Source organism: Acinetobacter stercoris (assembly GCF_900323515.1).
GTDB lineage: Bacteria > Pseudomonadota > Gammaproteobacteria > Pseudomonadales > Moraxellaceae > Acinetobacter > Acinetobacter stercoris.
In genome coordinates this window covers 1-12,274 of the sequence record NZ_OOGT01000114.1, presented here as the reverse complement: position 1 = coordinate 12,274, position 12,274 = coordinate 1, and the positions used below count along the sequence as shown (strand labels likewise).

Annotated in this window: 11 protein-coding genes and 1 pseudogene; 5 read left to right on the top strand and 7 right to left on the bottom strand. The window is 36.9% G+C overall.

Going from position 1 to position 12,274, the window contains the following annotated elements:
- The 3 genes and pseudogenes from KPC_RS12145 to KPC_RS12135 all read right to left on the bottom strand — a co-directional run.
- Window positions 1-243 (bottom strand): annotated as a pseudogene (locus tag KPC_RS12145) (cytochrome B); the annotation flags it as partial.
- A 146-nt stretch (window positions 244-389) separates the two neighbouring features.
- Entirely contained in the window at window positions 390-749 is a 360-nt protein-coding gene (locus tag KPC_RS12140) for a NirD/YgiW/YdeI family stress tolerance protein (RefSeq protein ID WP_121974638.1), read from the bottom strand.
- Window positions 750-826: 77 nt separating this feature from the next.
- Window positions 827-2,581 carry a GspE/PulE family protein gene (locus KPC_RS12135; protein ID WP_121974637.1) on the bottom strand — a complete coding sequence of 585 codons (1,755 nt, stop codon included), beginning with the start codon at window positions 2,579-2,581 and terminating at the stop codon, window positions 827-829.
- 207 nt (window positions 2,582-2,788) lie between these two features.
- Between KPC_RS12135 and KPC_RS12130 the strand changes: the two genes are divergently transcribed.
- Window positions 2,789-4,045 carry an MgtC/SapB family protein gene (locus tag KPC_RS12130; protein WP_121974639.1) on the top strand — a complete coding sequence of 419 codons (1,257 nt, stop codon included), beginning with the start codon at window positions 2,789-2,791 and terminating at the stop codon, window positions 4,043-4,045.
- A 47-nt stretch (window positions 4,046-4,092) separates the two neighbouring features.
- Here KPC_RS12130 and KPC_RS12125 read toward each other — a convergent pair whose 3' ends face one another.
- The 3 genes from KPC_RS12125 to KPC_RS12115 all read right to left on the bottom strand — a co-directional run bounded on the left by KPC_RS12125 (window position 4,093) and on the right by KPC_RS12115 (window position 7,080).
- A complete protein-coding gene (locus KPC_RS12125) occupies window positions 4,093-4,494 on the bottom strand; it encodes a GFA family protein (RefSeq protein ID WP_121974636.1) in 402 nt (133 codons plus the stop codon).
- A gap of 76 nt (window positions 4,495-4,570) precedes the next feature.
- A complete protein-coding gene (locus KPC_RS12120) occupies window positions 4,571-5,884 on the bottom strand; it encodes an MFS transporter (protein WP_121974635.1) in 1,314 nt (437 codons plus the stop codon).
- A gap of 260 nt (window positions 5,885-6,144) precedes the next feature.
- Complete coding sequence (locus KPC_RS12115) at window positions 6,145-7,080, bottom strand: LysR substrate-binding domain-containing protein (RefSeq protein ID WP_121974634.1); 936 nt, start codon at window positions 7,078-7,080, stop codon at window positions 6,145-6,147.
- A 108-nt stretch (window positions 7,081-7,188) separates the two neighbouring features.
- Between KPC_RS12115 and KPC_RS12110 the strand changes: the two genes are divergently transcribed.
- Genes KPC_RS12110 through KPC_RS12095 form a run of 4 tightly spaced genes read left to right on the top strand, consistent with a single transcriptional unit; the run spans window position 7,189 to window position 11,254 of the window.
- Window positions 7,189-8,349 carry an acyl-CoA dehydrogenase family protein gene (locus KPC_RS12110; RefSeq protein ID WP_121974633.1) on the top strand — a complete coding sequence of 387 codons (1,161 nt, stop codon included), beginning with the start codon at window positions 7,189-7,191 and terminating at the stop codon, window positions 8,347-8,349.
- A gap of 18 nt (window positions 8,350-8,367) precedes the next feature.
- A complete protein-coding gene (locus KPC_RS12105) occupies window positions 8,368-9,183 on the top strand; it encodes an HpcH/HpaI aldolase/citrate lyase family protein (RefSeq protein WP_121974632.1) in 816 nt (271 codons plus the stop codon).
- A gap of 38 nt (window positions 9,184-9,221) precedes the next feature.
- Entirely contained in the window at window positions 9,222-10,061 is an 840-nt protein-coding gene (locus KPC_RS12100; protein WP_121974631.1) for a hypothetical protein, read from the top strand.
- Window positions 10,062-10,063: 2 nt separating this feature from the next.
- Window positions 10,064-11,254 (top strand): CaiB/BaiF CoA transferase family protein, encoded by a 1,191-nt coding sequence (locus KPC_RS12095; RefSeq protein WP_121974630.1) that lies wholly within the window; start codon window positions 10,064-10,066, stop codon window positions 11,252-11,254.
- Between the two features lie 137 nt (window positions 11,255-11,391).
- Here KPC_RS12095 and KPC_RS12090 read toward each other — a convergent pair whose 3' ends face one another.
- Window positions 11,392-12,162, bottom strand: a complete 771-nt coding sequence (locus KPC_RS12090) for a lysophospholipid acyltransferase family protein (protein ID WP_121974629.1) — start codon at window positions 12,160-12,162, stop codon at window positions 11,392-11,394.
- Between the last annotated feature and the right edge of the window lie 112 nt (window positions 12,163-12,274).

Here is a 12,274-nt window from a genome sequence, read left to right as displayed (position 1 = left end):
ATTAAGTACCATTTTACAGCGTTTCAACACGCCAAATGTACTTTTCTCTTGCCTGAATAACTGAAAAAATTGCCATATTAGCCGAAAGATCAATGCTACAACGATGGTATAACCACTGATGATATGAAATATAATTAAATCCTCATGATCTCCTGTAAAGTATGCAATTAAAAATGAGAATAAAATTAAAATATGAAAAAGCCTCACAATTGCATCAATATGCAAACCTGCCTGTTTTTTCATTGTGTTTCCCCAAAATAAGAATTTAATAATTAATAATTTTTTTTATTAGACCTAATGTTTCAGTATAATTTAATCCTTAATAATTACAGGGCTTAAAAACTTGATAGAACAGAAAATCATACTTAGGCAATAGGTCCAATCTCAATTTAAAATTGAACTGAGTCCACATCAATTTCAACACGCTTAGCAGGTTTATAATCAATATCCACCTCACCAATTAATGTAACAGGTGTATTTGCTGAAACAGCTTTTCCCTGCCAAAGCTCATCATCTATATCTACCGTAATCGATCCCGTATGGTCACGAAACTGGTATTTTTCATCGCCTATTGATTTCACTACAGAGCCTTTGAGCTGGACTCTGGTATCATCTTTTAAGCTAAGTGCTTGTTTAACTGTGGTAACTTTTGCTGTAATTGCATTCTGATTCACGGCAGGGGTTGCCATCACAGCAGTTGTAGCTGTAACAAGACCTGCACTTATAATAGTCTTCATAAAAATATTCATTTGATACCTCACCGTTTTATGCTTTATTTCGTTAAAAGGATTTAAACAAAAAAACATGAGGTGAATCTTAAGAAAACCTAATTTAAAGGTACGACCCTTAATACTTCTTCTAAAGTTGTTATCCCTGCAAGTACCTTTCTAGCTCCCGCAATTCTTAAAGGTTCAATCCCTTCCTGTTTAGCCTGTAAACTCAAGTGATCCAAGGGTGCATTCTGACTAATCAACTGCTTGGTATGTAAGCTTATTGGCATCAATTGATAGATACCAATACGCCCCAAATATCCTGTATTTCTGCATTTTTCACATCCCACCGCCTGAAAAACCTCATTTGGCATTTTGACAACATAATCAAATGTAAGTGATTGCCACTGTAGGGAATTAATAGGAATCTTCTGTTTACAATGCGGACATAATTTTCTGACTAAACGCTGAGCTAATATTCCTAAAATCGTTGCTGCACTTAAAAAAGGTTGTACCCCTAAATCATGTAAACGCGGCAGGCTTGATGGTGCATCATTGGTATGTAACGTTGATAAAACTAAATGTCCAGTCAATGCGGCCTGAATTGCCATATTGGCTGTATCTTGATCCCGTATTTCACCCACCATAATAATATCTGGATCTTGGCGCATTAATGCCCGAATTCCATCTGCAAAATCTAAATCTATAGCAGGGTTGACCTGCATTTGATTAAAACTAGGTTCAAGCATTTCTATCGGGTCTTCAATAGTACAAACATTGACTTGATCTGTTGCAAGTTGTTTTAAAGACGAATATAGAGTCGTTGTCTTTCCTGAACCTGTCGGCCCCGTAACCAGCAAGATACCGTGGCTATGCTTGGTTAAATTTTGCCATTTTTTTAATAATTGCTCATCAAAACCTAATTCTTTAAAGTTACGAACCAACACTTCTGGATCAAAAATTCGCATGACCAGCTTTTCACCAAACGCAGTAGGCAATGTCGATAAGCGAAGTTCCGTTTCCTGACCTTTAGGTGTTCTGGTTTTCAAGCGGCCATCCTGCGGTTTTCGTTTTTCCGCAACGTTCATCCGACCCAAAATCTTGACTCTTGAAATTACGGCAGTCAGCGTATTTGCTGGCATTTTATAAATATTATGTAGTACCCCATCGATTCTAAAGCGAATTTTCCCCTGTTCTTTTGCAGGTTCAATATGTATATCACTCGCATTTTGTTCAAAAGCAAACTGTAAAATCCAGTCGAGTAACTTGACGATATGTTGATCATTGGCATCTGGATTTTGCTGATCCCCCAACTGTAATAAAGCCTCAACTCCTTTCTCATTTAACCTAATTTGATTTTTTTCTGAAAATATAACTGCACGACTAACCTGATAAAATTCAGCTTGATAACGCTGTAATTGTTCTGGACTTAATAAAACGCATTTAATTTTTTTGGGAAATAAACTTTGCTCCAGATTACTGATCCATTCTATTAAAAAAGGTTGATCAGTTCCAATGATTACTTGAGCTTGTTGCACATCTACAGCGAGTAGATGATTTTTCACTGCAAACTCATGTGACATCACTTGAGTTAATGCTGCAACATCAACTTTTAGTGGATCAAGTACATAAAAATCCATGTCTGACTTCATTGCGAGCCATTCACACAAAAATGTCAGTGTCAAAATAGAACGTTTTGCCTGAAAATCCTCAAGTTTAAAAGAAGCAATCCATTGTAAAGGATGCCATAAATACTGATCTTTTCGTCTCTGTGTTGTTTTGATCAACAACCTGTCACGTTCAGAAATCAGGCCGTCAACACATAGCTGTTCCAGACACCATGATAGATCAATCTGAAAATTTTTATTCATTGTTATATTCCCCAATATAAGATGCCAATATAGCAAAAACCTTTCACCCAAAACGTCTAAATCATCACAGTTATATGGGACATTGTTAGTCATTCAACTTTATGAAACCAAAATATTATTTAATTTGTTTTTATAATCATTACTTAATGCCTTTTTTTGTGCAAAATAAAGTGATAAATGCCATATTCATTATCAAAAGTTACGCCTATGGATTTTTTACTGCAAATTTCGCTAAATAGTATTTCTTTTAAAAATTTCCTGACGATCATGGCAGCAGCTTTAGGCTGTGGCTTACTTATTGGTTTAGAAAGAGAAAGAAGTAAACAACGAGAAAATCAACAAAGCTTTGCAGGCTTAAGATCTTTCGCAATTTGTGCCCTTCTTGGAGCAATTTGCTTTCTCTTTCACCCTGTAGTTGGCATTGTCGGTGCTTTAATTATTGGTGGAATATGTATTTGTACCGTAAAAAACCAAATTGAAGATCCAGGTATAACCACCGAATTAGCATTTTTTATGACCTATTTTATTGGTGCCTTATGCTTAATCAATATAACATTTGCGGCTGGGTTAGCAGTAATTTTAACGATTATTTTAATGGCGAAACAAAGTAGCCATCATTTTGCAGAAAAATGGATCACCGAAGATGAACTCAAAGATGGCCTATTTTTATTAGCTTTGATTTTAATTGCTTTACCACTCATGCCAAATAAACCTCTATGGGGAGATGTACTCAATCCGTATGTTATCCTGAAATTATTGGTTTTAATCTTAACTGTTCAGTCTTTGGCACATATTGCTAAGCGCCTTTTATCTTCAAATCAAGCAATGGTGTTATCTTCGATCGCATCGGGATTTGTATCCAGTACAGCCACTATTGCCAGTTTAGGAATGGAAGTCCGGGCAGAGCGTGCATCAGCTTCTGCCAATGCTGGTGCCGCACTTTTATCCTGTGTAGCAACACTTTTACAACTGCTGATTATTGTCATAGGTCTAAGTCTTCCCTGGTTCAAAGTTCTTGTTTTACCTTGTTTGGCAGGAATTATCATATTGACACTGTCAGCATTATGGTTAATGCGAAAAAATAAACCAACCGAGAATAAAAAAAATAAAGATAGTCGTATGTTCAGTTTAAAAGAAGCCGCGATTATCGCTATCAGTCTGACTGTAATTCAGGCTGGTGTATATGGACTAAATGTCCTTTTAGGAGATAAAGGATTGATTGCTGGGACATTACTTGCATCTCTTTTTGAAATCCATGCGGCTATGGCAACGGTAGTTATTCAAGGTCAACCAAGTAATGCAACTTTATTTTATGCGGTTCTCTTAGGTCTTGCGGCACATGCAGTCGCAAAATGTATTAATGCATTTTTAACAGGTGGACAGAAATTCGGGCTTATTTTTGCGCCAGTCCAACTTTTACATATGGGTGTTTTAATTGCTTTGCTGTTATTTTTTAGAACCTGAATAATGGCTAAACTCTAACCCATATAATAACTTAATAAAATTTATATTCAGGCAATATAAGCTTCTTCAAACTGCTCATGATCATCAAATATTTCAAACCACTCTGCTTTATATTTTGTATAGGCATGAGAGTTGATTTTTGCAGCAAGGGATTCATTAATTATTCCGACACGCAACCGCACAACATCAGGTAAATCCAATCGAGCACTGAAGATAGGTGACCCACAGTTTTTACAAAACACTCTTTTTTTATTTTCGGTCGCAAAATATTCTTTGAAAAGCTCCTCTCCCCTGACTATTTCCAGATCTTGGGTTTTAATTGAAGCAATGGCCGCAAATGCTGAACCTTGTGCTTTCTGACATTGTTTACAATGACAAATAAAAATTTTTGGAATTTCTGCATGAATTTTAAAATGGATTCCACCACATAAACATGATGCTGTATACATTTCTCATTCTCCTTTTTTTTAATTATGTTTTTAAAAATAAGCCAGTACTATGGCTTATTTTCATATATTAAATTGTCTAATCTTCCAAAATCAAACTATGCTGTTTTTGATCTTTCATTTTAATAAAATAAATCAGGCAGATAAAACACATCACGGATACATAAATAAAATAATAGTTTTCATGCCCAATATTTTTAAATTGCAAGGCTGCAAGTTCAGATGTTCCACCAAAAATAGTATTCGCAATAGCGTATGGTAGTGCTACACCGAGAGCACGAATATGTGATGGAAACAATTCAGATTTGATCACAGCCCCTGTTGCTGTATATCCTGCCACAAAAATCATTCCAAATATAATAAGTGATAATGCCCATACAGCATTGGTGGTATTCGCAATAAGCGTAAAAACAGGATAGGTAAATAAAACTCCACCAACACCAAAGAAAATCATGACTGCTTTACGACCAACCTTATCCGAAATATGTCCGACTAAAGGCTGAATACACATAAAAACAAAAATGGCAGCAGCAGAAATCATGGTTGCGGTTTCTTTAGAAAATCCTGAGGTATTGACCAGAAATTTCTGCATATAGGTCGTGTATGCATAAAAGGATAAAGTACCACCTGCCGTTAAAAATATAACCGCTAATGCTGCTTTCGGATGATAACGAAACAGAGCGAAGGCACTGGACTTAACTTCTTTTTCTCGATTCACATTTTTGAAAGATTCTGTTTCTACCATTCCCCTACGGATTACAAATACCAATAATGCCAAAATTGCCCCAATAAAAAATGGTATGCGCCATCCCCAATCTGTTAATTGTTGATCTGTCAGCACCTGCTGTAAAATAATCAGTGTAAATAATGCTAGCAGTTGCCCTGCCATAATGGTCATATACTGAAAACTGGAAAATAATCCACGACGATTCTTGCCTGCCATTTCACTTAAATAAGTTGCACTTGCACCATATTCCCCTCCAACACTTAGACCTTGTAAAAGTCGGGCAATAATCAGCACAATGGGAGCAAATACGCCAACACTCTCATATGTAGGCGCACATGCGATCAATAAAGAACCTATACACATCAATGTTACAGATAGAGTAAGACCAGCTTTACGCCCCCTACGATCAGCAAAAATGCCCATCATCCATGCCCCGATTGGACGCATCAAAAAACCTACAGCAAAAACAGCCGCTGCCTGTAATAACTCTACAGTTTGATTTCCTGCAGGGAAAAAAGACTTCGCAAAATAAAGCGTAAACATGCTATACGCAAACCAGTCATACCACTCAACCAGATTACCTGCCGAACCACCAAGTATCGATTTAATCCTTGTTCGCTTATCGGGTGAGTGCTGATTTAAAACCACAGTATTGTTTTGCTGCATGAGGCCTCTCCTTAGCCAAAATAAAGCCGATATTCCCTCATGGAATAGGCTTCAATCATTGATTTCCCTAAATCATAGATTTTTGCTATGAATAGCAAATCAAAATTTGCAAAACAACATTAATTATTTCGTATTCTAAAAATATAACTAATATTTTTATTTTTTATAATTAAAAAACAATTAGATATAAAATACAATTTCACCACAATAGTCATCATTATATTTGATGGATTCAATATATTTTTTCGATTCAATTGTATTTATGATGTACCGATCCATTCCCCACCTAACCAGGCTTTAGTTTCCACTGCAATTTTTGAACAATGAATAGTTTCCTGAGCAATCGCATGTACCAGTTTGGAAATGTGTCTTGTATTTGGCAATGCCAAAGCAACCTCACGAGTAAAATCTGGATGTGCAATTGGCGCAACTTTAACTGAGTTTTGCTGTAAGTCATTTTTCATCGAAACTAAAGGTAAAATCGTATAACCAAAACCTTCTTTCACCATCTGTTTCTGCACATACAAATCATTAATTTCTGCGGCAATTTTAAGTTCAAGGTTTTCCCTGCTAAATCCTTGCTCAATTAATGTTCTTAAACGATGTGGTGTATAAGGCAAAATATAGGAATGCTCAGCAATATCCTGAATTTGCAAAATCTGATCATATTTCAATCCAGAATCATAAGCACCGATTAACCATAGTTGCTCTCGAACAATAGGTTGAATATCAAGAAATTTTGAGGGTAATGAACCATAGATCAATGCCAGATCAATGTCACCCGATTCGAGCCATTCTTTTAAATGTCCAGAATAACCGATTGAAATTTTCAGGTTTACTTCAGGATACTTCTTTTTAATCACACGTAATAACGCAATCGATAAAAGCTCGCTTAGACTTGCCAGAATTCCAATATTCACAGTCCCTTTTAATGCACCATCTGAAGAAGTCAGTTCTGTCTTGGCCTGTTCGATTTCTTTTAATGCCCGCCTTGCATATCCCTCAAGAACCTTCCCCTCATGAGTAAGACTCATACCATGCCGACCACGTTCAAAGAGTTCAACGCCCAATTCTTCTTCCAATAAATGAATCTGTCTTGTCACCGCAGGCTGGACAATATTTAGCATCGCTGCAGCTTTGGTTATATTTCTGGTTTCGGAAATTGTGATGAAAGCTCTTAGTTGTTTGATATCCATATCTATATTCTTTTGAGATTATATCCATCAAATAATTCTATTTTATTAATTAAATAATCACAATATATGATCATTAAATAAATCAGATGATGTAGAAAAGGAAGCTCTATGAAAAGCACATTTAACAATTATCCAGAGATTCGTGAAGCTGTTCGTGCTTTATGTGCAGAGTTTCCCAATGAATACCATCGAAAAATAGATGAAGCAAAAGCTTATCCAGAAGAATTTGTTGATGCTTTGACACAGGCAGGATGGATGGCTGCCATGATTCCCGAAGAATATGGTGGCTCAGGCCTAGGTCTGACTGAAGCATCCGTCATTATGGAGGAAATTAACCGTAGTGGTGGTAATGCTGGTGCCTGTCACGGACAAATGTATAACATGGGAACATTGCTACGGCACGGATCAAAAGCACAAAAAGAACTGTATCTCCCTAAAATTGCCACAGGTGAATGGCGCTTACAGACGATGGGCGTGACTGAACCTACCACAGGAACGGATACCACCAAGATTAAAACAACAGCTGTAAAAAAAGGTGATAAATACATTATTAATGGGCAAAAAGTATTTATTTCACGTGTTCAACATAGTGACTGGATGATTTTACTGGCACGCACTACTCCTCTTGCGGAAGTAACTAAAAAATCCGAAGGCATGTCTATTTTTATGGTGGATTTACGTGAAGCTGAAAAAAATGGTATGGATGTACACCCTATTCCAAACATGGTTAACCATGAAACTAATGAGCTTTTTTTTGACAATCTAGAAATCCCGGAAGAAAACCTGATCGGTGAAGAAGGTAAAGGTTTTAAATATATTCTCGATGGTCTAAATGCTGAACGAACATTAATTGCTGCAGAATGTATTGGTGATGGTTATTGGTTTATGGATCGTGCTACTCAGTATGTCAAAGACCGTATCGTCTTTGACCGCCCAATTGGTCAAAATCAGGGAGTACAATTTCCGCTTGCTGAAAATTTTATCGAAATTGAAGCAGCTAATCTGATGCGTTTCCGTGCTTGTGAATTATTTGATCAAGGCAAAAAATGTGGTGCAGAAGCCAACATGGCAAAATACCTTGCAGCCAAATCCAGCTGGGAAGCAGCCAATAACTGTTTACAGTTTCACGGCGGTTTTGGTTTTGCCAATGAATATGACATTGAACGGAAATTCCGCGAAACTCGTCTTTATCAGGTTGCCCCGATTTCAACCAACCTGATTTTGAGTTTCGTTGCCGAACATTTACTTGATCTGCCACGCTCATTTTAAGCTTCAGGGAGGATAGGTATGTCTAGAATATTACGTTCTTACTTGTTTGTTCCTGCAAATCGTGTTGAGCGGTTTGAAAAGGCACTTTCAACAAAAGCAGATGCTGTAATTATTGATCTAGAAGATGCTGTTCCTGTGGAATTAAAGAATTCGGCACGGGCAGTACTCAAAGATTGGCTGATTAACCACCCGGAACATACTGTTTTTATCCGTGTTAATGCAAAAAATACTAAATGGTTTGAACAGGATATTCAACTTGCGCTGCTTGAAAATGTCACAGCGATCGTATTACCTAAAACACAAAATCCTGAGGATATTTTAGACATTCATCGTCTCCAGCCAATAGATATTTATCCATTAATCGAAACACCAACAGGTTTTGCAAATGTAAGAGCAATAGCAGCTACACCACATGTTAAAGCGCTAATGTTTGGTTCCATTGATTTTCAACTGGAAATGGATATGCAGGGTAGCTATCAGGAACTGCTGTATTTTCGCAATGAAATCGTACTGGCATCAAAACTGGCTGGAATTGAATCCCCTGTTGATGGTGTAACTGTTGATTTTCAAGACCTCGATTTAATTCAGCAGGAAACACTACAAGCCAAAAATTTGGGCTTTGCTGGCAAATTATGTATTCACCCCAATCAGGTCGAAACTGTCAATAAAACGTTTAGTCCGACGCCAGATGAAATTGAATGGGCAAATCAGATTTTAGAAAAAGTTGGACAGGCTCAAGGACAGGCTGTCAGCCTGAATGGAAAAATGATTGATTTACCTGTGATTTTAAAAGCAAAGAATATTTTAAATCTTGCAGAAATAAATCAACCATAACTCAATTTATAAAATAAAGACAAATATAGGAAGATACGATGCAAAATTTTGATGACTGGATTGGAAAAAAAGAAATACAAACTGATTTTAGTAATACACGTCAGGTTGCCATGATGCAGGCTATTTTAAATCAGGAAAATAAATCACCTGCTGAATTACCTCACCTGTATCATTGGTGCTATTTTTTACCTATTACCAATCAATCTGAACTGGCTGAAGACGGGCATCCTAAAAAAGGTGGTTTTCTTCCACCCATTCCTTTTCCTAAACGTATGTGGGCAGGTGGCAGATTGCAGTTCCTTGCGCCAATAACTATAAATACCAATATCAGACGAGAGTCTGAAATCATCAAGATTGAATTTAAACAAGGTAAAAGTGGCAATATGTATTTTGTCACAGTCAAACATCAGATCTTTGCTGGTGATACTCTGGCTATCATTGAAGAACATGATATTGTCTACCGTGAAGCAAGTAATCAAATTCATATAAAGGCACAGAGTCCAGAAAAAATTCAAACGCAGGAATATAGTTATAAAAAACAGTTTCCTGTAGATAGTGTCACCCTGTTTCGATATTCAGCCGTCACCTTTAATGGTCATCGTATCCACTATGATCGGGCATTTTGTACTGAAGTCGAGGGATATCCCGGACTTGTAGTACACGGTCCTTTAATGGCCACCCTTCTACTGCATTTTTTTAAACAGGAAAATCCTGAGAAAAGTATTCTCGGTTTTGACTTTCGTGCTATACGCCCTGTATTTGATTTTAATGATTTTTATATTTGCGGTGATATTCAGGAAAATCAGGGCAAACTCTGGATTGAGCATGCGGATGGTCAACCTGCGATGCAAGCGACAATCACTTTTAAAGGAGAATAAATATGCGCCCTTTAGAAGGAATTACTGTTATTTCTATTGAACAAGCTATCGCTGCACCTTTTTGTACAAGGCAACTGGCAGATCTGGGAGCACGTGTGATTAAAATAGAACGTCCACATGTTGGAGATTTTGCGCGAAAATACGATGAACGTGTGGATGGTATGTCTTCTCATTTTGTCTGGACAAATCGTTCCAAAGAAAGTTTAACACTAGATGTTAAAACTCAAGCTGCAAAAGAAATACTACTAAAACTACTTAAACAAGCTGATGTTTTTGTTCAAAACCTTGCGCCAGGTGCAGCCACACGACTGGGGCTAAGCTATGATGATTTAATTGAAATTAATCCTAAAATAATTGTCTGTGATATATCAGGTTATGGTGACAATACTGAGCATCCTGGAGCATATCGAGATAAAAAGGCCTATGATTTGCTTATCCAAAGTGAATCAGGATTTTTATCTATCACAGGAACTCCTGATGAATATGTAAAAGCAGGCTGTTCTATTGCCGACATTGCGGCGGGAATGTATGCCTATAGCAATGTTTTATCAGCACTTCTGGAACGAAATAAAACAGGTCGTGGCAAACGTATTGATATCTCCATGCTAGAAAGCATGACTGAGTGGATGGGTTATCCAATGTACTACACCTTACGTGGTGGTACTCCCCCGCCACGTTCTGGATCTGCACATGCAACCATTTATCCTTATGGTCCTTTCCCAACAGGTGATCAAAAACAGGTTATGCTTGGTATCCAAAATGAACGTGAATGGCAAGCATTTTGCTCAGTTGTACTCAAGCAGGTTGATATTGCTACACGTCCTGAATTTATCAATAACACACAACGTTCTGCGCATCGGGACCAGTTAAAACAGATTATTGTCAATGTTTTTTCAAAACTCACCCAAAGCGAAGTAATTGAACTGCTGGAAAAAGCTAAAATTGCCAATGCAAGTGTCAATGAAATGCAGGATGTCTGGCAACATCCTCAACTTCAACAACGACAGCGTTGGATTGAAGTTGACACTCCTATTGGAAAAATCCCAACACTAAAACCAGTTGGACTAACAGATGCACAGGATTTCACAATAAGCGCTGTTCCAGATTTGGGTGAAAATACTAATCAAATTTTAACCGAATTGGGCTATAGCGACGAACAGATTGAACAGTTCCACCATCACTCTATAGTCTAGTTTTGCCAGATCAATAGCCTAGTCGGTCTGGTATTTTTTATATACAATACTATAAAAATTGTAATAGCTTCTTGATGATTATCCCTGTTTCTAAAATATTTCAAAGAAATCAGGGATTTTACTTTTTAATTTAAAATTCAGAGTTGCTGACTGTCTCTCAGGCTTTTTATCTGCTCGATTTCAGCATAAAGTTTGAGTTGTAAATCATCACGAAAAGCTTTCATTTCTTCGATCGAATGAATACTTGTACTACTAATTCGGGGTAAAAACTTAAAATAAAAAGGAATCCGTTTGGGAATAATATTTTTAGGAATAGATGGAATAATTTCACCCTGTCTAAGCAGTTTTCCCAATTTAGGATAGCTGAGTATTTTTTGAAACCATTTCTGCTTCAAAAGACCATTTGCATCAAAAATCAGATCAAAAACCTCGTCTCCACCAACAGCAACAAATGGAGCAATATCATAATCAAACTCTTGCGCAAGTTGTAAAAAACCATAACGCTCTTTCCAGATCAGTTGATATTCTTCACCTTTACGTTTTACAACTTCACGACCGCCGCCCGGAAACACTAGTATTGAATATCCTTGTTGCATGGCAAGACGTGCATATTCCCGCAAACCATCAATCGCTCCAATGCCTTTAACCATTTTCCGCCAAAGAGGAATATGAAAATGCACGTGATCAGCCAGGCTAACAACAGCAATTTTATGTTCATTAAACAAATAATCAATAATGATAGGTGAATCAAATACACCATAAATACTATGATTTCCCACATACATTGCAGGTTTATCAGGATTTATATTTTCTGAGCCATAAAACTTAGGTGAAAAATAATAACGCTGCAATTGACTCACTAAACGAATTAATTTCGCATTATGTTCAATATGCAGCGTTTTTTTCATCTCAAATCCTTTTGAAGATGCACCATTGTTTAGTCAAATCAATTAAACAACATGCTTTTGTACCAAAATCGAGCCAACCGAATGAGCAAAGTATATTATTCACTTAACATTA